At 61.1% G+C, this 26,927-nt stretch carries 22 protein-coding genes; 10 read left to right on the top strand and 12 right to left on the bottom strand.

The genetic code is table 11. From position 1 onward, the window contains the following. Positions 1–3: 3 nt before the first annotated feature. The 3 genes from D1646_RS09000 to citG all read left to right on the top strand — a co-directional run bounded on the left by D1646_RS09000 (position 4) and on the right by citG (position 3,921). A complete protein-coding gene (locus tag D1646_RS09000) occupies positions 4–1,407 on the top strand; it encodes an SLC13 family permease (protein ID WP_160636145.1) in 1,404 nt (467 codons plus the stop codon). 100 nt (positions 1,408–1,507) lie between these two features. After that, the gene (gene citC / locus D1646_RS08995; protein ID WP_160636144.1) at positions 1,508–2,545 is read left to right on the top strand and encodes a [citrate (pro-3S)-lyase] ligase; all 1,038 of its coding nucleotides are present in this window, start codon (positions 1,508–1,510) and stop codon (positions 2,543–2,545) included. An 11-nt stretch (positions 2,546–2,556) separates the two neighbouring features. Further along, on the top strand, positions 2,557–3,921 hold the full coding sequence (gene citG / locus D1646_RS08990) for a triphosphoribosyl-dephospho-CoA synthase CitG (RefSeq protein WP_160636143.1): 1,365 nt from the start codon (positions 2,557–2,559) through the stop codon (positions 3,919–3,921). Positions 3,922–4,205: 284 nt separating this feature from the next. On the opposite strand, the gene D1646_RS08985 is transcribed toward citG, so the two are convergent. Both D1646_RS08985 and D1646_RS08980 read right to left on the bottom strand, forming a co-directional pair. Continuing rightward, on the bottom strand, positions 4,206–4,586 hold the full coding sequence (locus tag D1646_RS08985) for a DUF4363 family protein (RefSeq protein WP_160636142.1): 381 nt from the start codon (positions 4,584–4,586) through the stop codon (positions 4,206–4,208). A 38-nt stretch (positions 4,587–4,624) separates the two neighbouring features. Then, positions 4,625–5,299, bottom strand: a complete 675-nt coding sequence (locus tag D1646_RS08980) for a DUF421 domain-containing protein (RefSeq protein WP_160636141.1) — start codon at positions 5,297–5,299, stop codon at positions 4,625–4,627. Between the two features lie 210 nt (positions 5,300–5,509). Between D1646_RS08980 and D1646_RS08975 the strand changes: the two genes are divergently transcribed. Together D1646_RS08975 and carB are read left to right on the top strand one after the other, a co-directional pair. After that, positions 5,510–6,604, top strand: coding sequence for a carbamoyl phosphate synthase small subunit (locus tag D1646_RS08975; protein WP_160636140.1), 1,095 nt, complete (start codon positions 5,510–5,512; stop codon positions 6,602–6,604). Beyond that, entirely contained in the window at positions 6,604–9,813 is a 3,210-nt protein-coding gene (gene carB / locus D1646_RS08970) for a carbamoyl-phosphate synthase large subunit (protein WP_160636139.1), read from the top strand. The genes D1646_RS08975 and carB overlap by 1 nt, the downstream gene beginning before the upstream one ends. Positions 9,814–9,869: 56 nt before the next feature. Here the strand turns inward: carB and D1646_RS08965 are convergent, their stop codons facing one another. The 6 genes from D1646_RS08965 to glmS all read right to left on the bottom strand — a co-directional run bounded on the left by D1646_RS08965 (position 9,870) and on the right by glmS (position 19,493). After that, the gene (locus tag D1646_RS08965; protein ID WP_160636138.1) at positions 9,870–12,083 is read right to left on the bottom strand and encodes a PAS domain-containing hybrid sensor histidine kinase/response regulator; all 2,214 of its coding nucleotides are present in this window, start codon (positions 12,081–12,083) and stop codon (positions 9,870–9,872) included. A gap of 31 nt (positions 12,084–12,114) precedes the next feature. Continuing rightward, positions 12,115–15,291 carry a response regulator gene (locus D1646_RS08960; protein WP_160636137.1) on the bottom strand — a complete coding sequence of 1,059 codons (3,177 nt, stop codon included), beginning with the start codon at positions 15,289–15,291 and terminating at the stop codon, positions 12,115–12,117. Between the two features lie 196 nt (positions 15,292–15,487). Beyond that, positions 15,488–15,661, bottom strand: coding sequence for a DUF1540 domain-containing protein (locus D1646_RS08955; RefSeq protein ID WP_160636136.1), 174 nt, complete (start codon positions 15,659–15,661; stop codon positions 15,488–15,490). Positions 15,662–15,723: 62 nt separating this feature from the next. After that, positions 15,724–16,587, bottom strand: coding sequence for a hypothetical protein (locus D1646_RS08950; RefSeq protein ID WP_160636135.1), 864 nt, complete (start codon positions 16,585–16,587; stop codon positions 15,724–15,726). A 76-nt stretch (positions 16,588–16,663) separates the two neighbouring features. Continuing rightward, positions 16,664–17,500 (bottom strand): hypothetical protein, encoded by an 837-nt coding sequence (locus D1646_RS08945; RefSeq protein ID WP_160636134.1) that lies wholly within the window; start codon positions 17,498–17,500, stop codon positions 16,664–16,666. Positions 17,501–17,657: 157 nt separating this feature from the next. Next, positions 17,658–19,493, bottom strand: coding sequence for a glutamine--fructose-6-phosphate transaminase (isomerizing) (gene glmS / locus D1646_RS08940; RefSeq protein WP_160636133.1), 1,836 nt, complete (start codon positions 19,491–19,493; stop codon positions 17,658–17,660). A 470-nt stretch (positions 19,494–19,963) separates the two neighbouring features. Between glmS and D1646_RS08935 the strand changes: the two genes are divergently transcribed. The 4 genes from D1646_RS08935 to D1646_RS08920 all read left to right on the top strand — a co-directional run bounded on the left by D1646_RS08935 (position 19,964) and on the right by D1646_RS08920 (position 23,386). Next, positions 19,964–21,010: an aldose epimerase family protein gene (locus tag D1646_RS08935; RefSeq protein ID WP_160636132.1), complete on the top strand. Its 1,047-nt coding sequence runs from the start codon at positions 19,964–19,966 to the stop codon at positions 21,008–21,010. Between the two features lie 63 nt (positions 21,011–21,073). Further along, positions 21,074–21,412 (top strand): histidine triad nucleotide-binding protein, encoded by a 339-nt coding sequence (locus tag D1646_RS08930; protein WP_160636131.1) that lies wholly within the window; start codon positions 21,074–21,076, stop codon positions 21,410–21,412. Between the two features lie 7 nt (positions 21,413–21,419). Further along, on the top strand, positions 21,420–22,352 hold the full coding sequence (locus tag D1646_RS08925; protein WP_160636130.1) for a LysR family transcriptional regulator: 933 nt from the start codon (positions 21,420–21,422) through the stop codon (positions 22,350–22,352). 41 nt (positions 22,353–22,393) lie between these two features. Continuing rightward, entirely contained in the window at positions 22,394–23,386 is a 993-nt protein-coding gene (locus D1646_RS08920; RefSeq protein WP_160636129.1) for a biotin--[acetyl-CoA-carboxylase] ligase, read from the top strand. Positions 23,387–23,456: 70 nt separating this feature from the next. Here D1646_RS08920 and D1646_RS08915 read toward each other — a convergent pair whose 3' ends face one another. The 4 genes from D1646_RS08915 to D1646_RS08900 all read right to left on the bottom strand — a co-directional run bounded on the left by D1646_RS08915 (position 23,457) and on the right by D1646_RS08900 (position 26,768). After that, positions 23,457–25,052: an ATP-binding cassette domain-containing protein gene (locus tag D1646_RS08915; protein ID WP_160636128.1), complete on the bottom strand. Its 1,596-nt coding sequence runs from the start codon at positions 25,050–25,052 to the stop codon at positions 23,457–23,459. Between the two features lie 129 nt (positions 25,053–25,181). Further along, entirely contained in the window at positions 25,182–25,451 is a 270-nt protein-coding gene (locus D1646_RS08910; RefSeq protein WP_160636127.1) for a hypothetical protein, read from the bottom strand. Beyond that, positions 25,429–25,653, bottom strand: a complete 225-nt coding sequence (locus tag D1646_RS08905) for a ribbon-helix-helix protein, CopG family (RefSeq protein ID WP_160636126.1) — start codon at positions 25,651–25,653, stop codon at positions 25,429–25,431. Before D1646_RS08905 ends, D1646_RS08910 begins: the two co-directional genes overlap by 23 nt. A gap of 293 nt (positions 25,654–25,946) precedes the next feature. After that, positions 25,947–26,768 (bottom strand): amidohydrolase family protein, encoded by an 822-nt coding sequence (locus tag D1646_RS08900; RefSeq protein ID WP_160636125.1) that lies wholly within the window; start codon positions 26,766–26,768, stop codon positions 25,947–25,949. Here D1646_RS08900 and D1646_RS22835 point away from each other — a divergent pair. Then, positions 26,748–26,927: hypothetical protein (locus D1646_RS22835; protein WP_207709436.1), on the top strand; the 180-nt coding region annotated here is incomplete at its 3' end. The genes D1646_RS08900 and D1646_RS22835 overlap by 21 nt on opposite strands.

The following is a 26,927-nucleotide window of genomic DNA, read 5'->3' as shown; positions in this document are numbered from 1 at the left end:
ATTATGACGGAAACTGTAGTAGGTATTCTGGGACTGCTGTGTATTGTCGCCATTGTGGTGACTCTGTTCCAGAGCAGGACCCTTCCCAGCATTGCCTTCATTGTGTTCCCCTTTATCCTGGCGATGGTCCTGGTTTTGGGCGGCTATATCCCCCTGGACGGTGTGGAGGCCATGATTAAGACCGGCTTCAGCTCCACCGCTCCCACCGCCGCTCTGTTTGTCTTCTCGGTGCTGTATTTCGGCATTATGACCGACGCCGGGATGGTTGACGTCATCATCGGCAGGCTGATGAAACTGGTGGGCAACAGTGTTATTGGGGTCACCGTGATGACCACCGTGATTGCTCTTATCGGACATCTGGACGGCGGCGGGGCCTCCACCTTCTGCATTGTGGTCCCCTCCATGCTGCCCGTCTACAAGAAGATGCACATGCGGCCCACAACCCTGCTGCGGGTCAGCGTGCTGGCCATGGGCGTGCTGAATCTGATGCCCTGGTCGGGCCCCACCGCCCGGGCGGCCACCGTGCTGGGCATTGAGGCCAGCGACCTGTGGAGTACCCTGCTGCCCATCCAGGCCTTTGGGATTGTGCTCTGCCTGGCCCACGCCGTTCTGGCCGGTGTCCAGGAGCAGCGGCGGGGGGCCGGTCTCAACGGCAGGCTGGCCCAACTGGAGGGGGACGTGGTCCTGGATGAGGCCGCCCGGGAGGCGCAGAACGACCTGGCCCGCCCCAAGCTGTTCCTGTTCAATATCCTGCTGACCCTCGGGGTGATTGCCCTGCTGGTCTGGGACAAATTCCCCAGCTACCTCCCCTTCATGCTGGGCGTGGCCGCCTCCATTCTAATCAACTACGGCCTGGACTCTAAAATGCACAAGAAAATCATCAACCTTCACGCCGGCCCCGCCCTGATGATGTGCTCCACTCTGATGGGGGCCGCGGTGCTTATGGGGGTTCTTACCACCAGCTTTGACGCCTCCGGCGCGGTCATCAGCGCCAAGACCATGGAGATTCCCCCGGACGCGACCCTCAGCGTGGTCCGCTGTCTGGCCAACATCATCCGGGATATTCTGCCCGGCGCCCTGGGCCAGCAGCTGCCGCTGGTCATCGGGATTCTGTCTGTGCCTCTGGCCCTGGCCTTCGACACCGACAGCTACTTCTATGGTATGCTCCCTGTGATGATCGCCATTGGTCAGGGCTTTGGCGTGGAGGCCCTGCCCATCGCCGTAGCTATGGTGGTCTGCCGCAACTGCGCCACCTTCATCAGCCCTATGGTCCCCGCAACCCTGCTGGGCACCGGTCTGGCCGACGTGGACATCAAGGACCACATCAAGCACAGCTTCCTCTATGTGTGGGGCTTCTCCATCCTGTGCATGTTGTTTGCCATCCTGCTGGGCATCATACCGCTGTAAGCCCCCCCTTTCCCCACTCCCCTGGCGTTTGCGAACCCGCGGCGTCAGGGGCTTTTTGAACCGCCGGGTTTGTGCTATACTGAAATTTGAGGTGATTTTCATGGGCGACACACTGACCGTCATCTCCCCCCGAGACGCAAGGGCCCAGAGGCAGGTGGACCGGCTCCTGGAGCAGGAGGGCATCCAGCGGGACGGCAATCTGGACTACACCTGCGGTATTTTTGATAGTGACTGGCGGCTGGCCGCCACCGGGAGCTGCTATGGAAATACCATCCGCTGTCTGGCGGTGGACCGGGAGCGTCAGGGGGCGGGGCTGCTGAATCAGATTGTGGGCCGCCTGATGGAGGTCCAGGCGGAACGGGGGAACACCCACCTGTTTCTCTGCACCAAGCCCCAGAGCGCTAAATTTTTCGGGGACCTGGGTTTTTATCAGATCGTCCGCCTGGACAACCTGGTCTTTATGGAGAACCGCTGCCAGGGCTTTGCCAGGTACTGCGCTGCCCTGGAGAAGAACCGCCGGAAGGGGACCTCCGCCGCCATTGTGATGAACGCCAATCCTTTCACTCTGGGCCACCTCCATCTGGTGGAGCGGGCGGCAGCGGAGAGCGACGTCGTCCACCTCTTTGTCCTCAGCGAGGAGGCGGGGCCCATTCCCTTTGCGGTGCGGAAGAGACGGGTTCAAGAGGGGACGGCCCACCTGTCCAACGTGATCTGCCACGACTCCGGGCCCTACATGGTCAGCGCCGCCACCTTTCCCAGCTACTTTTTAAAGGATGAGGATACCGTGGTCCGGACCCATGCCGCCCTGGACTTGGCAGTCTTCAGGAAAATTGCCCCCTGCCTGAATATAACCCGCCGCTACGTGGGGGAGGAGCGGGCCAGCCGTGTTACCGCTCTGTACAACCAGGAGATGATCCGCCGCCTGCCGGAGCTGGGGCTTGAGTGCCGGGTGGTCCCCCGGCTGGAGAAGAACGGCAAACCAGTGAGCGCCAGCGCAGTGCGGCAGCTAATCCACGACGAGCAGCTGGAGGACATCCGGCCTCTGGTGCCGGATTGTACCTGGAACTACTTTCACGCCCCGGAGGCCAGGGCGGTGATTGACGCCATTCAGCGCGCACAGAATGTGATTCACCAATGAGGAGGGGCGGCATGGAACAGGAAGTGACCTTGATGGAGATGCTGGAGGCCCGGGAGCGCCGGGTCCTCCGGCAGGAGCAGATGCGGGAGAAATGGGGGACGCCGCTGATCTCCTTTACCATGAACATCCCCGGGCCGGTGAAACAGTCCCCCCTGATTGCCCGGGCCTACCACGCAGGGGTCCAGCAGCTGCGCGCCGCCCTCCAGGCCGCCCGGATTCCGCTGTGGGAGACCGTCCAGTGGAGCGAGAACACCGGCATGGAGTCCATCTGGGCCACCGGCGGCGGCGCCCGGGAGCTGAAAGCGCTGTGTACTTCCATTGAGGACGGTTCCCCTCTGGGGCGGCTGTTTGATATGGACGTGCTGGACGCAGGCGGGCGGAAGCTGGGCCGGGAGGAGGTGGGGGGCGGGCCCCGGAACTGTATTGTGTGCGGCGCGGCAGGGAAGGGCTGCGCCTCCCGCAGGGTCCACAGGGTGGAGCAGCTCCAGGGGGCTGCCCGCCGCATTATGGAGGAGCACTTTCGTATTGCTGACCGGGAGCAGGCCGCCGCCCTGGTGACCCGAGCCCTGCTGGACGAGGTGTGTGTAACTCCCAAGCCCGGTCTGGTAGATCGGGCCAACAACGGCAGTCACCGGGATATGGACATCTTCACCTTCACCGCCGCCGCCGCCGCCCTGGCCCCCTACTGGAGCCGGTGCGTCCAAAGGGGCCAGGAGAGCGCCCGGCAGAGACCGGAGGAGACCTTCCGGTTGCTGCGGGAGGCGGGCCGCCAGGCGGAGCGCACCATGTTCACTGCCACAGAGGGGGTCAATACCCACAAGGGAGCCATCTTTACCCTGGGGACCATCTGCGGCGCGGTGGGCCGGCTGTGGAGGGCGGAACAGCCCTGCCGGGAGCCGGAGGCCATTTTAGAGGAGTGTGCCCGCATGGTCTCCTCCGCCGTGACGGCCGACATGGCCGAATTGGAGGGGAGGACGGCCCGCACCGCCGGGGAACGGCTCTACCTGGAGCGGGGGCTGTCCGGGATTCGGGGGGAGGCGGCCCAGGGCTTTCCCGGCGTCTCCCGGATTGCCCTCCCCGCCCTGCGGCAGGCGCTGGCGGCGGGCCGGAGCCGAAACGATGCCGGGGCTATCGCCCTGCTCCACCTGATTGCCCAGGTGGCCGATACCAATATGGCCGCCCGGGGCGGGGCGGAGGGTGCCAAAAAGGGGGCGGAGAACTGTGCCCGGCTGCTGGAGGGCTGCCCCATGCCTGAGATGGAGGAGATCGCTGCGCTGGACAGAGAATTTATCCGCAGAAACCTCTCGCCCGGCGGCTGTGCCGATTTGCTGTCGGCGGCCCTATTCCTGTTGGATTGGTCCGCCCTCCTGCCTTAGGGGATCAGTATGCGGAAGATATCAATGGGGGCTGTAAAAAAGCGTCTCTATGAAAGCAAAGGCCCCTCGAATCAGAGGAGGCCTTTGCTTTCTGCAAAAAGGAACGGAAAACGGGCGCAAAAAGGGAACTGGTGTGGAAAACCGCCGAACTGTGGATACCATATCAAAAAAATCAGGCGGCAAGAGGTCTGCGCAGGGAGTTCAGATGGAATTTGTGGAGATTAAAGCCGCAGGAAACCAGCACTGTCTTTTTTGCAGAGTTTTTTACAGCCCCTCTTCCTTCTTTACAGCACGTTGACCGCCGCCGGCTGTTCCATCTCCGCCAACAGCTCCAGCTGGGCGATGAGGTCGGCGTTGGCGGCGTTGTACTGGTCGGGCTCCTGAAGGCGCACATATTCCAGCACCGCGCGGAAGGAGCGCAGAATCTGGTCGGTGTCGCTGTGGCGCATGGTGGTGTGGAAATAGAAGTGGTCCCTCTGCCAGTCCAGGTAGGCCTGCCTGGTCAGGGACTCCGCCTGGGTCCAGTTCCCCTGCTCCGCCTGGATCTGGGCCTGACGCAGCTGCTCCCCCATGGCGCCGGTGAGCTTCCCGGCATACCAGCCGTTGGCCAGGCTGGCGCACAGCAGCAGAACCAGCAGCCCCGCCGCGATCCAAAGTCGTCTCATTGGCATCTCCTCCCATGTCACTGTGCAGGGGCGCGCCCCTACGTCTCCTTTTGGGCCAGGTATACCCCGTCCGCCTCGTCCACCAGCAGCAGAAATACCTTGGACAGCTCCCGGCACCCCTTCTGCTTCAGCTGCTGCTCCAGCCAGGGGCGGTCGTGTCCCAGCGCTTTCAGGTTATGCTCCAGCAGCCGCCCGTCGCTGACCACGACACGGGGCAGGCCCCCCTCCTCCACCGACACCTTCAGGTCCCGGGCCGTAGGGGGCTTCTGGTTGGCGTAGGGCAGCACCGACAGCTGGCCGTTGGTCTCCAGAATGGCGTAACGCACCTGGCTCAGGTCGGTATAGCCCTTGCCCCGCAGCTCCTCCAGCAGCTCGTCCACCGTCAGCCGGTTCTTGGCCATCTCCCGCTGGTCCAGCGTCCCGTTGGCAATAATTATGCTGGGCCTGCCGCACATGATGGTCCGAAACCGGACGCTCTTCATAGTGAGCACCGACAGAATCATGGTCAGGGACAGCAGGGTTATGATCGGCACCACTCCGGTGAGCAGAGGAATGCCATAGTCCTGCATAGGCACTGAGGCCAGGTCGGCAATAATCAGGGACAGCACCAGCTCAGAGGGTTCCAGCTCCCCCACCTGCCGCTTGCCCATCAGCCGCACACCGGCGGTAATTAAAATGTATAGGATGATGGTGCGCACAAAACCAGTAAACATAGGCAACCCCCAGACGTGATTTTCGGTCTGCCATACAGTCTTTCCCGCTCCGGGAAAATTATGCGGACGGCGGCGAGCGAATTGTCCAAAGGCGGGGCCGGATATTTATTCACAAAAGGGAAAACGCCACTTGCATTGGCGGGCGGATTCCGATATAATATTTAAAATTATACACATTTAAGAATCCAGCAGAAAGCGAGTGAGATAACCATGAAAGCGGCCTTGATTTTAGCCAACGGCAGTGTCTTCACCGGCGAGAGCATCGGCTCTGCCGAGACGAGGGTGTGTGAGATGGTCTTCAACACCTCTATGACCGGCTACCAGGAGATCCTCACCGATCCCTCCTATGCCGGGCAGGGTGTGGTCATGTCCTACCCCCTCATCGGCAACTACGGCGTCAACAGCGAGGACAACGAGTCCAGCCGCCCCTGGGTGGAGGCCCTTGTGGTCCGCCGCCTGTCCCCTCGGGGGAGCAACTTCCGCTGTGAGGGCGACCTGGGCAGCTACCTGAAAGAACACAATATCACCGGCATCCAGGGTGTGGACACCCGGGCGCTGACCAAAATACTCCGCAGTCAGGGGAGCATGAACGGAATGCTCACCTGCGCGGAGCATTTTCAGCTTGACCGGGTTCTGGAGCAGCTCAACGCCTACCGGGTCACGGACACGGTGGCCATGGTGACCCGGAAGGAGCCGGAGGTCTTCCCCGCCCACGGGGAGGAGCGCTATCATGTGGCTATGATGGACTACGGGGTGAAGCAGAACATGATCGAGTGTCTGCGCCGCCGGGGGTGCCGGGTGACCGCCCTGCCCGCCTCCACCTCCGCTGACCAGGTGCTCTCCGGGGGCTACGACGGTGTGATGCTGTCCAACGGCCCCGGCGACCCAGCGGAGAACGTCCAAATCATCCAGGAGCTGAAGACCCTCTACGCCAGCGATATCCCCATTTTCGGTGTCTGCCTGGGTCACCAGCTGCTGGCCCTGGCCACCGGGGCCCAGACCGGGCGGCTGGCCTACGGGCACCGGGGGGGCAACCACCCCGTCCGGGACCTGGAGAAGGGCCGGGTCTTCATCACCAGCCAGAACCACGGCTATATGGTCCTTTCCGACTCGGTGGACCCCGGGGTGGCCCAGGTGAGCCACATCAATGTCAACGACGGCACCTGCGAGGGCCTGCGGTACCAGCGGCCCCACTGCTTCACAACCCAGTTCCACCCCGAGGCCAACGCCGGCCCCAAGGACACAGAATATCTCTTCAACCGCTTTATTGACCATATGGCCGCCAAAAAGGGAGGTGCGCAGTAATGCCCAAGTATACTGACGTGAAAAAGGTGCTGGTGCTGGGCTCCGGCCCAATTGTCATCGGACAGGCCGCTGAATTTGACTACGCCGGGACCCAGGCCTGCCGCGCCCTCAAGGAGGAGGGGCTGGAGGTGGTGCTGGTCAACTCCAACCCCGCCACCATTATGACCGACAAGGACATTGCCGACCACGTGTATATTGAGCCGCTGAACATCCCCTCGGTGACCCAGGTCATTCAGATGGAACGTCCCGACTCCATCCTGCCCACCCTGGGGGGACAGACCGGCCTGAACCTGGCTATGGCCCTCCACGAGAACGGGACCCTGGAGCGGTACGGCGTCCGCCTGTTGGGCACCTCCCCCGACTCCATCCGCAAGGCGGAGGACCGGCAGGGCTTCAAGGACTGCATGGAGTCCATCCACCAGCCCTGCGTCACCTCCCTGGTGGTGGAGAGCGTGGAGGGGGCGGTGGAATTTGCCGAGAGCATCGGCTATCCCGTCATCGTCCGCCCCGCCTACACCCTGGGGGGCACCGGCGGCGGCATCGCCTATGACCGGGCCTCCCTGGAGGAGATCTCCCTCCGGGGCATCAACCTGAGCCGGGTCGGCCAGGTGCTTATTGAGCGGTGCATTGCCGGCTGGAAGGAGATCGAGTTTGAGGTCATGCGGGACGGGGCGGGCAATGTGATTACCATCTGCTCCATGGAGAACATCGACCCTGTGGGCGTCCACACCGGCGACTCCATTGTGGTGGCCCCTGCCCAGACCCTGGCCAACAAGGAGTACCAGATGCTCCGCTCCGCCGCCCTGGAGATCATCTCCGCCCTGGAGATCGAGGGCGGGTGCAACGTACAGTTCGCTCTCAATCCCGACTCCTTCGAGTACGCCGTTATTGAGGTCAACCCCCGGGTGTCCCGCTCCTCTGCCCTAGCCTCCAAGGCCACCGGCTACCCCATTGCCAAGGTGGCCGCCAAGGTGGCCCTGGGCTACACCCTGGACGAGATCCCCAACGCCGTCACCGGAAAGACTACCGCCTGTTTTGAACCGACCATTGATTACTGTGTGTTGAAGATCCCCCGCCTGCCCTTTGACAAGTTCACCACCGCCAGCCGTACGCTGGGGACCCAGATGAAAGCTACCGGCGAGGTCATGGCCATTGCCAACTCCTTCGAGGGGGCGGTGATGAAGGCCATCCGCTCCCTGGAGCTGAACGTGCGGGCTCTGAAGCTGGACAAGCTGGAGGGGCTGTACACCGACGAGATCGAGGAGCTGTTGGTCAACGTCACCGACGAGCGGCTGTTTGTGGTGGCCGAGGCCCTGCGCCGGGGCTTCTCCCCGAAAATGATAAACGACATTACCAAGATGGATATCTGGTTTCTGGACGGCTTCAAGCGCATCATCGACATGGAGGAGGCCCTGAAGCGGTGCAAGGGGGAGCCCGACGCCGACACGTTGAAGCAGGCCAAGGAGATGTGCTTTGCCGACAGCTACATCGGCGCCCTGTGCGGCATGGAGCAGGCCCAGGTGAAGGCCCTGCGGGAGCGGTACGGCATTGTCCCTGCCTTCAAGATGGTAGACACCTGTGCCGCTGAGTTTGACGCGGAAACCCCCTACTACTACTCCACCTACGACGGGGAGAACGAGGCCCGGGACGACGGTTCTGGGCGGAAGAAGGTGCTGGTGCTGGGCTCCGGCCCCATCCGCATCGGCCAGGGAATCGAGTTTGATTACTGTTCGGTCCATTCGGTTTGGGCGCTGAAAAAGCTGGGCTGCGAGACCATTATTGTCAACAACAACCCGGAGACCGTCTCCACCGACTTCGACGTGGCCGACAAGCTGTACTTCGAGCCTTTGACGGCGGAGGACGTGCAGAACATTGTGGAGCAGGAGAAGCCCTGGGGGGCGGTGGTCCAGTTCGGCGGTCAGACGGCCATCAAGCTGGCGAAGGCCCTCACCGACATGGGGGTCCGCATTCTGGGCACCTCCTCCGACGGAGTGGACGCCGCCGAGGACCGGGAGCGGTTCGACGAGATTTTGTCCAAATGCAGTATCCCCCGGGCCAAGGGCAAGACGGTGTACACCACTCAGGAGGCCTTGTCCGCCGCCAAGGAGCTGGGCTACCCCGTACTGGTGCGGCCCTCCTATGTGCTGGGGGGCCAGGGCATGGAGATCGCCTACTCCGACCGAAACATTGAGGAATTTATGAAGATCATCAACATGACCGTCCAGGAGCACCCAATTCTGGTGGACAAGTACCTGATGGGCCGGGAGCTGGAGGTGGACGGCGTGTTTGACGGGGAGGACGTTCTGATCCCCGGCATTATGGAGCACGTGGAGCGGGCCGGGGTCCACTCCGGGGACTCCATCGCCGTCTACCCGCCCCTCCATCTGGAGGACAAGCACAGGGAGCTCATCCTCCAGCACACCAAGAATATGGCCAGGCATCTGGGGGTCATCGGCCTGATTAACGCCCAGTATATCCTCTATGACGACGATATCTACGTCATCGAGGTCAACCCCCGGTCCTCCCGCACCATCCCCTATATCTCCAAGGTCACCGGCGTGCCCATCATCGACCTGGCAACCCGGGTCATGCTGGGGGAAAAGCTGAAGGACCTGGGCTACGGCACCGGCATCTACAAGGAGGCGGAGTACTTCGCCGTCAAGGCCCCAGTGTTCTCCTTCGAAAAGCTTACCGACGTGGACACCGGCCTGGGCCCCGAGATGAAGTCCACCGGCGAGGTGCTGGGGCTGGCCGAGACCTACCCCCAGGCCTTGCTGAAGGCATTCAAGGGGGCTGGAATGCGGGTCCCCAAGCGGGGCGGCCGCATCATCATCACCGTGAAGGACGAGGACAAGGGGGAGATCCGCTCCATTGCCCGGGGCTTCGAGGAGATGGGGATCGAGCTGTACGCCACCTCCGGCACCTGCCGGGTCCTTCAGGAGGCGGGCATCGAGTGTAAGGTGGTCAATCGGGTATCCCAGGCCCACCCCAACATCCTGGACATGATCTCCTCCGGCACAGTGGATCTGATTATCAACACCCCGACCCGGGGCCGCAAGCACGACAGCGACGGCTTCCGCATCCGGCGCTCCGCCGTGGAGCACGGGGTGGGCTCTGTCACCTCGGTGGACACCGCCCGGGCGCTGCTCACCGTCCGCCAGCAGGGCTGCGCCGAGGACCTGACCCCTATTGATATCACAAAAATTTGAGGTATACACCTCCATAGGCGAAACCCCCTGACAGATTTCTCTGTCAGGGGGTTCTCTTATTCCTCCAAGCGCCCCCTGGAGACCCTCTCGATGGTCTCCAGCAGCTGAGGCACGTTCAGCGGTTTGGGCAGATGGGCGTCCATTCCGCTCTCCATGGATTTTCTCACGTCGCTTTCAAAGGAGTTGGCGGACACAGCAATAATGGGAATGCTGGCCAGCGCAGGGTCAGGCAGACGCCTGATTGCCGCCGTAGCCTTCCACCCGTCCATCACCGGCATCTGAATGTCCATCAGAATCAGGTCGTAGTCCCCCGGCGACGAGGCGCTGAGCTTCTCCACAGCCTCTCTCCCATCTGCTGCGGGGGTCACGAAGAAGCCAAGGCTCTTTAAAATCTCCGTCTCGATCTCCATATTGATCTCGTTATCCTCTACCAGCAGGATACTTTTTCCACCCATCTTCGCCTTCCTCTGCTGTTGGTGGCTTGCGCTCTGAGGGTTTGCCCGCATTCGGAGCTTGAGGACGAAGCTGCTGCCCTCCCCCGGCACGCTGGCCGCCTTGATTTGGCCGTCCAGCAGGTTCGCCAGCTTCTTGGCAATGGTCAGACCCAGCCCCATCCCGTGGACACCGCTGAAGGTAGTATTTCGCTCCCGGGCAAAGGACTCAAAGATGTGGGGCAGGAACTCCGGGCTGATGCCCACGCCGCTGTCCTCCACCTTCAGCTGGTAGAGGGCACAGCCGTTGGGCATGATCTCCCCCTCCTGGGCGGAGATGTTCACCTGACCTCCGGGCTTTGTGTAATGGATGGCGTTGTCCACCAGATACAGCATAATCTGCCGCAGCTTATCCCGGTCGCTCCACACCTCCAGGTGCTTGATCCCGGAGCAGTCCAGCGACAGGGCAATATTCCGCGCCTCTGCCAGGGGATACAGTCTGTTGTAGACCGATTCCAGCACCTCGCCCACATTGCACCAATCCTCCGCCAGGCACAGGCCGCCTGACTCCGTCTGGGCCAGCTCCAGCACCTTGTTAATCAACTCCAGCAGCCGCTGGCTGGCGTCCTTGATCTGGTCCAAATAGCTCTCCACCGCCTCGTCCAGGGTCTGGCTGCCTCTGGCCAGGGTGAGGCAGCCGAAGATGGCGTTGAGCGGGGTTCGCATATCGTGGGACATATTGGCTAAAAATGCGTTTTTGGCGTCAATGGCCAGATTGGCCTCCTTCAGGGCCTGGGCCAGCATCTGCCTCTGCTCCATCTCCCGCTGGAGCTCCTCGTCCATGCGCCAGCAGCCCATCACCAGCTGGTTTACCACGCCCTGGCGGCCCACATCCACAATGCGCAGCTGGAGATACTGGACCTCTCCGCCGTTCAGGCCCCGGTAATTGACACAGCAGGTTTTGCTGTCCGCCAGCCGTGCCCGAATGTTGGCGGGGATCATGGCGTTGGCAAACATCTCCCGGTCCTCCGGATAGACACAGACGTCCGCATATCCCGCCATTGCCCAGGAGAAGCTGCGCATGATCAGCTGGCCTTCAAAAATTGGGTCGCCGCGCATGCTCAGGCGGTATGGCAGGATCTGGTCCTCCGCCAGGTCGACATAGAAGATGGACTCATAGTTGATGCTGAGCCCCTCGATCACCTCCAGGCGGCGCAGATACTCCTGGTTGATGAGGGCCCGCTCCTCGTCGTATTCCCGGATAAGCTCCGCCAGCCGCTGCTCCCCCTGGAGCTTCTCGGCCATCAGCCGGGCCTGCTCCGCCTGGTGGCGCTCCCGCTTCTCGGTGGCGTCGGTTAAAAACACATAGAAATAGCTGCCCGCCGTCTCGTCCTGCACAAAGTGGCCGTAATCCTCAATCCAGCGAATGGCCCCATCGGCCCGGATGATCCGGTACTCCACATAGTCCAGATCATACTGGCTGGCGGCAATCTGGGCCCGGATACTTTCCTCCACGTCCTTTAGGTCGTCCGGGTGGACCAGCCCCTGGAAGGAGTTGTGGGTCAGCGCCCGGAACTGGGCCATGGTCTCACACTGAAAGATGCGCAGCAGGGCCCGGTTGGCATAGACGATCTTCTCGCTGCCCTCCGCCTGGTAGATCAAAAAACCGCCGGGCATTTCATCCATAAACCGGATCAGCTCCACCGCCGCGTGTAGTTCCGAGTCCTCTGCCAGAGCGGACTCCCAGTCTGTGCGCGCCATTACCTGGTCAAAGCTGATATGGTTCTCCTGGAGGACATGGAGGATATGTCCCACCAGATATTGCTGCTGTTTGCTCATGGAACTCTCCCCTTTGCCCTTCGGGACCCGTTCACTCGATCGTCTTCTCCGGTCTGACCAGAATTTTATCCAGGGTCTCAAAGAGCTTCTTTACATTAATGGGCTTGACGATATGCCCGTTCATTCCGCTGTTCAGGGCCTCCCGCTTATCCTCCTCAAAGGCATTGGCGGTCATGGCCAAAATGGGAACAGATGCCAGCTTCCGGTTCTCCAGGGCGCGGATAGCCTTGGTAGCGGCGTAGCCGTCCATTACCGGCATCTGCACGTCCATCAGCACCAGGTTGTAGTAGCCCGGCTCTGAATTGCTGAGCATCTCCACTGCAATCTGCCCGTTCTCCGCCACCTCGACGGTAAAGCCAGCCCCCTCCAAAATAGCCACTGCAATCTCCTGATTTAGGGTGTTGTCCTCCGCCAACAGGATGTGCCCCGTGTGCTGGACAGAGGGCTCCTGCTTCCCGGCGGTCTCCAGCGTCTCTCCGGTGGTCACAATGGAGTTGAGGCACCTTCGCAGCTCTGACAAGAACAGCGGTTTGGCGCAGAAGGCGGTGACCCCGGCCTCCCGGGCCTCCTCCTCGATATCCGACCAGTCGTAGGCGCTGAGAATGATGATGGGTACATCCTCCCCAGTCTCCTTGCGGATGCGCCGGGCCACCTCGACCCCGTTCATGTCGGGGATCAGCCAGTCGATGAGGTAGACGCTGTAGTTGTCCCCGCGGCTCACCGCCTGGCGGGTACGTAGCACCGCCTCCCGTCCGGAGAGGGTCCACTCCGCCCGCAGCCCCATCTGCTGGAGCATATAGGACACGCTGTCACAGGTGTTGAAATCGTCGTCCACCACCAGGGCACGGCAGTTTTTCAGCCCGGGAATCAACAGGCTCTCCCGGGTCCCGCCGCCCGTCCGGAAGGTGAAGTGGACAGTAAACTCTGAGCCCTCTCCCAGCTTGCTCTTCACCTTAATGGAGCCGTTCATCATGTCCACAATGTTCTTGGTGATGGCCATACCCAGACCGGTGCCCTGGATGCCGCTGATGGTAGAGTTGCGCTCCCGCTCGAAGGGCTCGAAGATATGGGTCAGGAACTCCTCGCTCATGCCGATGCCTGTGTCCTTCACGGTAAAATCGTAGTTGGCAAAGCCCAACGGCGCACCGGGCCGCTCCTCAATGCGGACGCTGACCACACCGCCCGCCCCGGTGTACTTGATGGCGTTGCTCAGCAGATTCAGCAGCACCTGGTTCAGCCGCAGCTTGTCACAGTAGATATCCTCATTAATCACGTCCACTGCGTCGATATACAGCTCCAGCTGTTTTGCCTGCACATCCGCCTGGATAATGCTGCGCAGGCCGTGGAGAATATCGGGCAGGCTGCACAGCGACTCGTCCAAACTCATTTTCCCGCTCTCAATGCGGCTCATATCCAGCACATCGTTAATCAGACTGACCAGGTGGTTGCCCGAGGTGATGATTTTCTTTAAATACTCCTCCACCTGCTCCTTGTTGTCAATATTGGTCATCGCCAGGGTCGTAAAGCCCACAATGGCGTTCATGGGGGTGCGGATATCGTGAGACATATTGGACAGGAAAACGCTCTTGGCCTTGTTGGCCCGATTGGCCTGGAAGAGGGCGTCCTCCAGCAGGGTCTTCTTCTCCAGCTCCTTCCGGGTGTCCTCATCCATATTGCGGAAGCCCAGTACCATGGAGCGGTTCTCCTGCCAATCTCCCGCCCGCACCGCTTTCATCTGGAAATACCGCACCTCCCCCAGGCACAGGGTGCGGTAATTGGTGTAATACAGTCCGATGGTCTCCAGGCTCTCCTGAAAGCTGTCCGCAGCGCAGGCCTGGCGCATCATCTCCTGATCCTCTGAGTATACACAGGTGTCGATATACTCTTTCATGCACCGTTCCAGCTCCAGCTTCCCGGAAAAAATAGCGCTCAGGACATTGCCGGGGCACTCGCCCATCCGCAGCGTCTTGCCCTCGCCGGTGCTCAGGTCGAAGACGCATACCAGGCTGTAATCGGTGCTCAGCGCCTGTACCAGCTCCATCTGGCGGCGCTCCTCCTCCTGACGCTCCCGGGTCTCCTTCTGCTTCTGGGCGGTGCAGTCCAGCAGGAACCGCTGGTAGAACAGTTCGCCCCCCTCCTGCATCAGCTTCACATTCCCCATCACATGGATGACCTGGCCGTCCCGATGCCGCACGCGATACTCGATATTCACGTTGTCCTGCGCCTTTTTCAGGGTCTGGATACACTCGCGCAGCCGCTCCTTGTCCTCCTCCAGCACTGAGCTGGCCACCATGTCAAAGCCGTCGGCAAACAGCTCCTCCTCTGACTCATAGCCCAAGATCTGAAGGGCGGCCCGGTTAATGCTGATGATCCGGCTCCCGTCCAGGCTGTGGCACATTACGCCGCAGTCCATAGTGGTGAACAGGGTCTCCAGGGTGCGGTTTTTATTGATGATCTCCTGCTCGTAGGCCCGCTCCTGGGTCACGTCGATGGCAACCCCCACCGTTCCCATTACACTGCCGTCCAGGTCGTACAGGGGGGATTTGTATGTAGTCAGCAGCCGCGTCCCCTCGCCGGTCTGGACCTGTTCCTCCGAAACGCAGGTACATTCTGTCTCCATCACGACCCGCTCCGACTCGATACAGGCGGGGTCGTCCGCCTCCACATCCCAGATGTAGGCGTGGCCCCGGCCCTGGACCTGCTCCTTGGTCTTGTTCACCGTGGTGCAGAAGCTGTCGTTCACCTTTTCGTGGATGCCGTCCTTGGTCTTGTACCAAACCAGATTGGGTACGCTGTTAATGGTAGTCTCCAGGAATTGACTGGTCTGCCAGTAGTCCCGGCTCAGCTTATAGTTCTGCTGCCAGCGGGAGAATCGAAAACACAGCTCCTCCTGGGTGCAGGGGACAAACCACACATCCCAGAGCTCCGAATAATATTCTGTCAGCTGCGAGGTCTGCCCCTGCTCCGCCAGCACGATCAGTTCGGTTCGCTCCCCCTTGCTCTGGGTCAGCACCTCCAGAACCCGCCTGGCATCCATCTCCCGCAGGTCGGCCAGGATCACATCCGCCTTGGCCGCCAGCGCCGCGTCTGGCTCGCCGCTGTCCATAAACAAATGGGTAAAACGCCCCAGGGGCTCTATGGCACGAATGGGGTCAAAGGCACTCCGCCTGCGCCCCACCAAATAAAACTGAACCAGACAGTGATACATCGCTGCTCCTCCTTTGGACCGTGTTCTTCCCGGAATTCCGGCAGCCGGAATATCCCTTTAATATTATTTTATCAATCTCAGCCTCTGCTGTCAATCTTTATACCAGTTTTTATGGGATATGGGTTTCCCGCCTGGCCCCCTGTAAATATATCCCACCCCGCGGACCGCAGGGTGGGATATTGATTTTCTCTCCGCCTCAGCGGGCGCCCAGCTTAAAGGAGGCGCACTCGGTCCCCTCGCACTTGGTGGGGGAGCAGTCGCAGCAGCCCACCTTGATCGACTCCAGACAGCAGCAGTTCTGCGCGCCGGAGTGATAGGCGCAGGTATCCACAGAGCACCGGATGCTGGTGTTGCAGGTCTTGTTATCCATTGTAAACCCTCCTTATCTCGGATGGGCTTAGTATGGGCGCTCTGTTTCCCTTTATTCATATTTTATTTTTTAAAGTGCTCCGGCTCCACGGGATTCAGGTGTTCCGGCGCAATATCCACCACCTGGGGAATAAAGCGCCTGGCGAACTTTCCCTTGCCCCGGCTCTTCACATAGAAGAATCCGATGAAGGAGAAGACCACCGCCCCCACAAAGTTCACCGCCAGATCCTTCATGGTGTCCAGGATGCCCACATCCAGATAGCCCCCCAGCCCCAGGGAGATCTCCTGGCCGTCGGCGGTGACCACAATGGTATCCACAATGTCCCGGATGACGATCCGCCTGTTGCCCCCGGTGGGGTCCAACATGACGGAGGAGATGGTCTGGATGACCGTATCCTTCTGCATATCCAGATAGAGCAGCTGGTCCATGCCGCACTCGAAAAACTCCCACAGCACACCGATGGTCATGGAGAAGCAAAAGGCTACAATGGACATGAACACCGGCGACAGGGAGAGGGAAAATTTCTCCGTCCGGTTGAGCATATCCACCAGCGCGAAGCCAATGGCAGCGCAGAGAAAGCCGTTGAGGGTGTGCAGGATGGTGTCCCAGTGCTTGAAGGTGGTGTAAAAGGCGCTGATCTCTCCTAAAATTTCCGCCGCAAAAATGAAGAGCATAATAATGATCTCCAGGGTGTTGGGCAGCTCGATCATCAGCGTCCGCTCAAAGACTGTGGGCAGCAGGAAGAGGATCAGGGTCAGCGCGCACAGGAACACGCTCTCAAAATCCCCCCGCAGGAACCGGGCCGCCATTATGGCAATCACCAGAACACGCAGCAGAAAATAGACCGCCGCCACCGTCCGCTTGCGCCGCAGCTTATCCTCAGCTGCCCGGAGGATTGTCCGGATTCCGCTCTTTCTTCTCGCCATTGACGGCGCCCCCTCTCTCCCGAAAGCTGGAATAAACTCAGTATAGTCTTTCCGCCCCGGAAAGTCAAGAAGCCCCTCATTCCGCAGCGCGGGGGTCAGGATAGTACTCAAAGCTGGCGTTGGGGTCGGTGTGCTGAAACAGGAGCTCCTTTCCCCGCCAAAATCGGTAGCAAACTTCTGCGCAAAGGCTCTCATGAATGGTGCGCTCCATGCGGCCCTCCACCGGGGCCCGGAGTGCCTGCCTCTGTTCATGCAGCAGCCGCACCTCCAGGCGGAGCGTTCCCTGACGGATCACCGCGCCGTTGGGGGACCACTCCTCAATGCGGACGCCCCGGTAGGTCGCTAGGCGGTACTCCTGGCCGCCGAAAAAAATGGAGCAGATACAGCTGGTAAAGCGCCCCACAGGCAGGGGCACTTCCGCCACCGCCAGCATCAGACTGCCCCCGCCCCAGACACACTGGGTCCAGAGATACGCGCTGGGAAAGGAGCGTCCCCGGTCCGTCTCGATATAGCCTGTGCCCCCGGTAAAGTCCAGACATTCCCCATTCAGCTCCAATGTCCCCTCCAGGGAGTGGGCCATGCTGACGATCCCATGGGAGCACTGCATTCCAGGGAGAAATCGAAAGGGCCCCATAATGTCAGAGCCAGGAACAGTAAATGGCCCGTAGCGCAGTGCGCCGTGGAGAGAGAGGCCCTCCTGCCGGACGCGGAGGACGATCTCCCGGCTGTCAAAGCTGGATTCCCCAACTTGGATCCGAAAGGGCCGCCGGGAGACTTGCGCCTCCGGGTACTCCAGCCACCAAGCCCGGTCCCTGGAGATAACCTGGAGAGAGGCGGTGCGCCGTCCCCCCGCGTCTATATGGAAGGCCGGAATCAGAGCCAGGGTCTGCCCCTGAGGATTCTGGTGCTTCAAATACCATCCCTCAAAGCAGGGTCCCTTTGTGCTGTGGAAAAAATTCACTGTTATCACCCCAGATTCAGTCTTCCCTGAATTTGGGATTTTATAGAGCAGACAAAAACGCTCCGCCCCGGTGTCCGGAGCGGAGCATTCTTCCAGCGTACCGGGACGCCTATTCCACTGTCACGCTCTTGGCCAGATTTCGGGGCTTGTCAATGTCGCAGCCCCGCATCAAAGCCACGTAGTAGGCAAAGAGCTGGAGGGGGACGACTCCCAGGCAGGGCAGCAGCAGCTCGTGAATTTCGGGGATGGTCATCACGGCGTCGGCAATGCGGGCCATCTCCTCCTGGTGGGTCTGGGTTGTGAGAGCCAGCACGCCGGCCCCCCGGCTCTTTACCTCCAGCACATTGCTCATCACCTTGGGAAACAGTCTGCTGTAGGCGCCCAGCGCCACCACCAGGGTCCCCTCCTCTATGAGGCTGATGGTGCCATGCTTCAGCTCCCCGGAGGCGTAGGCCTCGGAGTGGATGTAGGAAATTTCCTTCAGCTTCAGGGAGCCCTCCAGTCCCAGGGCATAGTCCAGGTTTCTGCCGATGAAGAAGATAGAGTTGTGGTTGAAGTATTTTGAGGCGAAGTACTGGATATCGTCCCGCCGGGCCAGCACCTGTTCCAGCTTGCCGGGCAGCTCCTGAAAGGCGGCCAGGGCGGCGCGGTATTCCTCTTGAGAGACGGTCCCCAGCTCCCGGGCCAGCCACAGCGCCAGCAGGGACAGCAGGGCCAGCTGGGTCGTGTAGGCCTTGGTGGTGGCCACGGCGATCTCCGGCCCCGCCCAGGTGTACAGCACCTGATCCGACTCCCGGGCGATGGAGGAGCCCACCACATTGACGATGGACAGAATGTGTCCCCCCAGCTGGCGGGCCTGGCGCAGGGCGGCCATGGTGTCCAGGGTCTCTCCCGACTGGCTGATGACGATCACCAGGGTATGCTGGTCCACAATGGGGTCCATATACCGGAACTCAGAGCCCAGCGCCACCTCCACCGGCCTGCGGGTCAGCCGCTCCAGGTGGTATTTGCCCACCATGCCCACATGGTAGCTGGAGCCGCAGGCCACGATATAAATGCGGCTCATCCGGCGGAGAAAGTCTTTGCTCAGGGCCATATCCTCAAAGATGATCTCCCCCTTTGAGATGCGGGGGGAGAGACACCGGCGCAGAGCCTCGGGCTGCTCCATGATCTCCTTAAACATGAAGTGCTCATAGCCCCCCTTTTCGGCGGCGTCCACCTCCCAGTCCACCTGGACTACCTTCCGCCGGACGGGCTGCATCAGGGAGTTGCAGCAGGTGATCCCCTCCCGGGTCAGGACGGCCAGGTCCCCGTCCTCCATGTAGGTGACCCGGCGGGTGTGGCGGAGTATGGCGGTGACGTCGCTGGCCAGGAAGCTGCACCCCTCGCCGTGGCCCAGAATCAGGGGGCTGTCCTTGCGTGCGGCGATGATCTGGTCAGGGAAGTCGGCGCACAGAATGCCCAGGGCGTAGGCCCCCTGAATACGGCGCAGGGCCCGGCCCACGGCGGAGAGAATATCCCCCTCATAGAAGTACTCGATGAGCTGGGCCACCACCTCCGTGTCGGTCTCCGAGGTGAAGGGGACTCCCTGGTCCAGAAGGAACGTCTTCAGTGCGGCATAGTTCTCAATGATGCCGTTGTGGACCACGGCAATCCTACCGCTGCGGCTCACCTGGGGGTGGGAGTTGACGTCGCTGGGGGCCCCGTGGGTCGCCCAGCGGGTGTGGCCTACGCCGGCGGTGCTGTTCAAGTCCGCACCGCCGTGGAGCTGGTCCGAGAGCACCTGGAGCCGCCCCTTGGCCTTGCGGACGGCCAGCGTGCCCGCCGCCTGGTCAAATACCGCAACCCCGGCGGAGTCGTACCCCCGGTATTCCAGGCGGGAAAGCCCCTCCAGCAGGATGGGGGCGGCCTGTTCCTGTCCAATGTAACCCACAATTCCACACATATTCAATTTTCCTCCTTGTTCCGCCGTCCGGTCTGCTCTCCGCCCGGAGACAGGGAAGCATATTGTTCTGCGGCGGTAAAAATAGGAGGGCAAACTCGCAGCCATTTGACCTCGTTCCCCGGTCACAGCCTGTTTGTCTCCCGGTTACCCGGGGGCTTTGTGGACTGTGTACGCGCCCGGGGCTGGGCACGGAGGGGCATCCGCCGAAAATTTCGATTCTCCCCTCTCCTCGTCGTCCCGTCTTCCTCCCCCTCCCACGGCGGAGCGGGCGGGAAGCAGGCGCTGGCGCTATTGATGGAGCTGTGTCCATAGCCTCCTTTCTCTCTGCGATGTATGAGATCCTATGCGGTATCCTCTTTGTCCCATACATCTGACTATTATACGGGCTATTTCGACAAATTGCAATTTGCCTTTTGTCAGAAAATCTGATACACTGTAGGGGACAATTTGTAAAAGGGAGGCCCTTTCATATGAGCAAGGAATTTGGAACCCCCTTCGGGACCACCAAAAACGGGGAGGAGGTCCGGGAGCTGAAGCTGGACAACGGCATCGTCTCCTGTACCATCCTCACCTTCGGCGGAATCCTGCGCACCTTGACGGTCCCCGGCCGGGAGGGACCCGTTGACGTGGTGCTGGGCTACGACACCCTGGCGGAGTACGAAAATGGGGAGGGCTATCTGGGGGCGCTGGTGGGCCGCTTTGCCAACCGGATCGCCAAGGGACGCTTTACCCTGAACGGCCAGACCTGTACCCTGGCGGTGAACGACGGCCCCAACCACCTCCACGGCGGCAATGTGGGCTACTCCCACCGGGTATGGACGGTGGAGGAGCTGACCGGCAGCCGGGCCGTTCTCGCCCTGGACAGCCCCGACGGCGAGGAGGGGTATCCCGGCCATCTCCAGGTGCGGGTCACCTACGCCCTCCAGGACGCCGCCCTGTCCATCCACTACCAGGCGGCCGCCGACCGGGACACCCTGTGCAATCTCACCAACCACAGCTACTTCAATCTGGCGGGCCACAGCAGCGGCAGCGCTCTGGACCAGGAGATCACCCTCCACTGCTCCGCCTACACCCCCACCGACAGCACCAGCATCCCCCTGGGGACCCTGGAGCCGGTGGAGGGGACCCCCATGGACCTGCGGACCCCAACCCCCATCGGGGCCTATATCGGGGAGGATTTCCAGCAGCTGATCTGGGGCCGGGGCTACGACCACAACTTCGCAGTGGACGGCCAGGCGGGGACCCTGCGTCCGGCGGCCCGGGCCAGCAGCGCCCGTTCCGGCGTTGTTATGGAGGTGGAGACCACCAATCCCGGCATCCAGCTCTACACCGCCAACTTCATTGAGGAGGGCCGTCCCGGCAAGGGGGGCGCTGTCTACGGGCCCCGCCACGCCTTCTGTCTGGAGACCCAGCACTTCCCCGATTCCCCCAATCAGCCCTCCTTCCCCAGCGCAGTGCTGAAAGCGGGGGAGAAATACGACCAGACCACCATCTTCCGCTTCTCTTTGGAGGGGTGAAACTCCCCCCAGTCCCACACAAAACGCTGCACCATTCTTACCGAAAATCAAGGAGGTTTTCCCATGTCTGACTGTCTATTCTGTAAAATCATCGCCGGAGAGATCCCGTCCCGGAAGGTCTATGAGGACGACGCCTGCCTGGCCTTCTACGACATCGACCCCCAGGCCCCGACCCACTTTCTGGTGATCCCCAAGGTCCACATCCCCTCGGTGGCCGCGGTGGACCAGGAGAACGCCGGGGCGGTGGCCCACATCTTTACCGTCATCGCCAAGCTCTGCCGGGAGCTGGGGCTGGACAGCTACCGGGTCGTGTCCAATATTGGGGAGCAGGCCGGCCAGAGTGTGCCCCACCTCCATTTTCACGTGCTGTCGGGCCGGGATATGACCTGGCCTCCGGGCTGAGCGGGCCATGTTTGTCAAAAATCCGGAGTACTTCCTGACCATTGTCAAGGAACACAGCATCTCCAAGGCGGCGGAGCGGCTCTATCTGTCCCAGCCCTACCTGAGCCAGTACCTGGCCAAGCTGGAGGGGAGTTTGGGCGTGGTGCTGCTGGACCGCTCCCACTCCCCACTGAAGCTGACCCCGGCGGGAGAGCTGTTCCACGCCTATCTGGAGCGGCAGAGCTTTCTGGACCGCCAGCTGGTCAGCGACCTGCGGGATTTGCAAAACAAGAAGCGGCCTCTGCTCCACATTGGGGTGTCGCCCTGGCGGGGGTCCATCCTCCTGCCCGACGTGCTGCCCCTGTTTGAGGAGCAATACCCCGACGTTCAGGTGATCCTCCACGAGGCCCCGGTGCCCGAGCTGGGGCAGCTGGCCGAGGCCAATGTCATCGACTTCTGCGTGATGCAGGTTCCCGGCGACCTGTCCGAGCTGACCTATGAGCCGGTGATGCAGGAGCGCATTTTCCTGGTGGGCCACCGGGACCACCCCCTGTTCCAGGGGCTGACCAGCAGCTGCGCCGACCCCACACCTTTCCCCAGCCTGCGGCTGCTGGAGCATCAGCGGCTGGTGATGCTGCCCCCCGACTGGCGGCTGTCCAAGCAGCTGCACAATCTCTTCTCCGTCCACAGTGTGGAACCCCAGAATATTCTGGTGACCACCAACACCACCACCGCCATCAATCTGGCGGAGGAGAAGCTGGGCTTTGCCTTTTTGCCGGAGAGCGGCGTCTCCCGCACACCCTATCTGGACCAGCTGGCCTGCTTCACCATCGGCGACCCTCCGCTGGCCTGTTCCCTGGCGGTGGTCTATAAAAAGAACGGCTTCCTTTCCCCCGCCGCCCGGGCCTTCATCGACCTGACCCAGGAATTTTACAGCCGATATGACCGGACGGCGGAGTAGCGGAGGAGGCCGCCAAATCAAACAAAAGGATGGGACCAAATATGAGCAGAGAACGGGTACTGTCCCTCCTGCGGGAGCAGCAGGGGGAATATTTGTCCGGCGAGGCCATGAGCCGCACCCTGGGCATCAGCCGGGCGGGGGTCTGGAAGGCCATTGAGGCCCTGCGGCAGGAGGGCTATGTCATCGCCTCCGCGCCCAACCGGGGCTACCTGCTGGAGGAGGCCCCCGACAAGCTGCGGGCAGGGGAGCTGGCCGGGCCGCTGTCTGACTGCCTGGTGGGGTCGCGGCTGCTGTGTCTGGATGTGGTGGATTCCACCAACACCGAATGTAAGCGCCAAGCCATGGCCGGGGCGGCGGAGGGACTTCTGGTAACGGCGGAGGAGCAGACGGGAGGGCGGGGCCGCCGGGGCCGGTCCTTCCAGTCTCCCAAGGGAAAGGGCTTGTACCTGTCCGCCCTCTTCCGTCCCAATCTGGAGCCATCCAAAACGGCAGACTTCACCGCCTGGGTTGCGGTGGCGGTGTGTGACGGCATCGAGGCCTGCTGCGGCGTCCGACCCAAAATCAAGTGGACCAACGACATTATCCTAGGCGGAAAAAAGCTGGTGGGCATCCTCACCGAGCTGGGCCTGGAGAGCGAGAGCAACGCCCTGGACTATCTGGTCACCGGCATTGGGATCAATGTAAACGAGACCCCGGAGGACTTCTCTCCCGAGGTGCGGGAGATTGCCACCTCCCTGTCCCAGGAGCTGGGCCGCCCGGTGCGCCGCACCCAGCTGTGCGCCCACATCGCCCTGGCCCTGGACCGGATGTACGCCGGCTACCCCCGGGACAAGGAGGCGTATCTGGCCAAATACCGGGCGGACTGTATAACCCCCGGCCACCAGGTTCAGCTCATCACCCCCGCCACCCGCCGCCAGGCCTTCGCCCTGGAGATCGACGATGACTTCAACCTGGTGGTGGAGCTGCACAACGGCAGGCGGGAGACCATCTCCAGCGGAGAGGTGTCGGTGCGGGGTATGTACGGATATGTTTAAGAAAGAGAGGCACTATGAGCCCGGCTGGGACCCATAGTGCCTCGTTTTTTCTCTGATGGAAGAGTTGATCTCACTGGACCTTCTGGCTCTCCAAATACTCGTCATAGGTCATCTTTCGGTCGATGAGCTTGCCGTCGGTGGTGAAATCGAAGACCCGGTTGCAGACGGTCTGGATCAGCTGATGGTCGTGGGAGGCCACCAGCACGTTACACTTGACGGCCTCCAGCCCCTTGTTCAGGGCGGCGATGGACTCCAGGTCCAGGTGGTTGGTGGGCTGGTCCAGCATGAGCACGTTGGCGCCGGAGAGCATCATCCGGGACAGCATACACCGCACCTTCTCGCCGCCGGAGAGGACTCTGACCGGCTTGTGGACCTCGTCCCCGGAGAAGAGCATCCGCCCCAGGAAGCCCCGGAGATACTGCTCCTGGGGGTCGGGGGAGAACTGGCGCAGCCACTGGACCAGGTCGTCGTCGTTGTCCTGGAAGTAGGGGGTGTTGTCCTTGGGGAAGTAGGAGAAGGTGGCGGTCTGACCCCACTTGACGCTGCCCTCGTCGGGCTCCAGCTCGCCGGCCAGAATCTTAAACAGGGCGGTGTGGGCGTTCTCGTTGTCCCCCACGAAGGCGATCTTCTCGTTGTGGCCCACAATGAAGGACACCTTGTCCAGCACCTTGACCCCGTCAATGGTCTTGCTGACGTCGGTGACGAAGAGGATATCCTTGCCCACCTCCCGGTCCGGGGAGAAGCCGACCCAGGGATAGCGGCGGGAGGAGGCGGGCATCTCCTCCACGGTGAGCTTGTCCAGCAGCTTGCGCCGGGCGGTGGCCTGCTTGCTCTTGGACTTGTTGGCGGAGAACCGGGAGATGAAGTCCTGCAGCTCCTTAATCTTCTCCTCGTTGCGCTTGTTCTGGCTCTTGATGAGCTGCTGAACCAGCTGGGAGGACTCATACCAGAAGTCGTAGTTGCCCACGTACATCTTTATCTTGCCGTAGTCGATATCCACGATGTGGGTACACACGGTGTTCAGGAAGTGCCGGTCGTGGGAGACCACGATCACGGTGCCCTCGAAGTCCAGGAGGAAGTCCTCCAGCCAGTTCACCGCGTCGATATCCAGGTTGTTGGTGGGCTCGTCCATCATCAGCAGGTCGGGATTGCCGAAGAGGGCCTGGGCCAGCAGCACCTTCACCTTGAGACGGGCGTCCAGAGTTGCCATATCGTTAAAGTGCAGCTCGGTGCCCAGCCCCAGGCCCTGGAGGATGCGGCTGGCGTCGCTCTCCGCCTCCCAGCCCCCCAGCTCGGCGTACTCCTCCTCCAGCTGGCAGGCCAGCAGACCGTCCTCGTCGGTCATCTCCTCCTTGGCATAGAGGGCCTCCTTCTGCTTGCCGATGTCGTACAGCCGCTGATTGCCCATGATAACGGTATCCATCACATTGTAGGCGTCGTAGGCGTTTTGGTCCTGCTTCAGCACCGACATACGGATGTTGGGCAGGATGGACACCTGGCCGGAGGTGGAGTCCAGCTCACCGGATAGAATTTTCAAAAAGGTGGATTTTCCCGCGCCGTTAGCTCCGATAATGCCGTAGCAGTTGCCCCGCAGAAATTGAAGGTCCACATGGGAGAACAGCGGAGTTCCGCTGTAATTCAGGCTCAGGTCGGTGACAGTGATCATTGTCGTTGCTCCTTTTCATTTGGTCGTTGTCAACTGGACCATCATACCACATGGGGCGGAAAAAAGACAGCATTTTTTTGAAAAACACTGCCTTTTTCTTGGATTTTCTTTTGGGGAAAGTGACAGGATTCAGGTGCGGCCGGTGCGGCGTCTGATTTCAATCCCTAAATCCTGGAAAAACAGCTGAACAAGGTGGCGGATGCGTTCCTCACAGGCTCTGTCGTCCAGGCGGCTATTCTCCAGGATGCAGCGGATGGCCTCCAAGGTCTGGACCGCCTGGTTTTCCACCACCTGGGAAATCACAGCGGGGTGGGTCCGCTCCATATGGTCCAAAACCAGCTTGCCCACGGCGGCATGGTAGAGGGCGGTAGAGATATCATGCTCGCTCTGCTGATCCATGGCTGTCACCTCCCTCCAGCATATAGTGGTCCAGTGCGTACTCTAAAAACAGACCGATCAGTTCATTCCGGCTGCGTCCGGTCTCCCTGGATATTTCGTCCATTCGGTTGACCATGGGCTCCCTCAGGCGAACCGAAAAGGTTTTATAACCATCCTCTCCTTTGGGACGTTTTACCGTTACGATCAGCGCGTCAGCTGCCACAAACCCCACCTCAATTCGACTCAATTTTACAGCAAGCAGGGCACCGCGGCTATGCCCAAAAAGATGTTAGAAAATATGTTGTTTTTTATAACATAATTGGACGCAAGGCGGAAAAGTTCCAAAGAATGTTGTTCACCTCTTGCAATTGCCGACAGGACCATGCTATAATATCACTGGTCGCAAGACCCCCCTGTGCATCCTATATCCCTGCACCGGCGGCCGAACCTCCTTCCGGCCGCCACAAAAAGTCTTCGGGCCCCCAGAGCCGTCTGTGCTCCGGGGGCCCGTTTTTGTTACAGTCCAAGGCCGTAAATGCGGTTGGCGTTTTGAAAAAACACCTTTTCCCAGTGCCGCTCCGGTACCAGGCGCTGGATAAAGCGGATGTATTCTTCCAGATTGACAATGGGCCAGTCGGTGCCGTACATCACATCATCCCACTGGCAGATGGCGGCAAGCCAGGTGGTAAGCAGCCCCGCGTAGCCCGCCTGCTCCTGAAAGTACTGGTCCAGGTCAACCCTCCCCTCCAGCAGTCCCGACAGGTCGGCGGCCACGTTGGGGTTCTTCTCTACCACTGCGGCGGCGCTCTCCAAAAAAGGATTGCCAAAGTGGCACATGACAAAGCGGGTGCGGGGGTTGTTTGCCGCCACCTCGTCCAGGGAGAGGGGATGACAATATTTCAGGTGGGCCCGGGCAAAGGCGGTCAGCCCCATATGGACAGCCACCGGCTTGTCATAGCGGGCGGCCAGGTCGTAGATGGGCTGATAGAGGGGGTCGGACAGCCAGAGCTTATTGTATCCGGGGTAGAGCTTGACGCCGCAGCAGCACTCCCGCTTCAGGTTGGCCTCCACCAGGTCAGGCAGGTCGGGGATGACCCGCTCCCCCCGGTCCATCAGAGCGCTGTCCAGGCCGATGCAGTAGTGAAACAGGTCGGTAGGATAGCTGTGATAGGCCGGGTCCAGGCTTCGGTTGCCCATAACCACTCCGTGAACCATGCCCAGCTGGCCGTAGACCTGCCGCAGGTGTTCGGTGGAGTTTTGGTGTCCCACCTCCCGGGCCATGGCGTCGGTATGGGGGGAGGGGGCGAAGAGGTGGAGGTGGGCGTCGATGATGTTCATAGAAAAATCTCCTTTCCGATACCTGCTTGCACTCCTATTATAGCAAATGCGGCGGAGGAAGAAAAGGTGTTTCCAAAGGATTCTTCAATTCGTAAAGTATCTTTGGTAGGGTGGGATGACCCTAGCCTGCCGCTTTGTGGCCCTGCTTCGCAGGGCTCA

The sequence above is a fragment of the Pseudoflavonifractor sp. 60 genome, from assembly GCF_009911645.1.
Taxonomy (GTDB): Bacteria; Bacillota; Clostridia; order Oscillospirales; family Oscillospiraceae; genus Lawsonibacter.
This window is presented reverse-complemented; position numbering and strand designations above follow the sequence as displayed.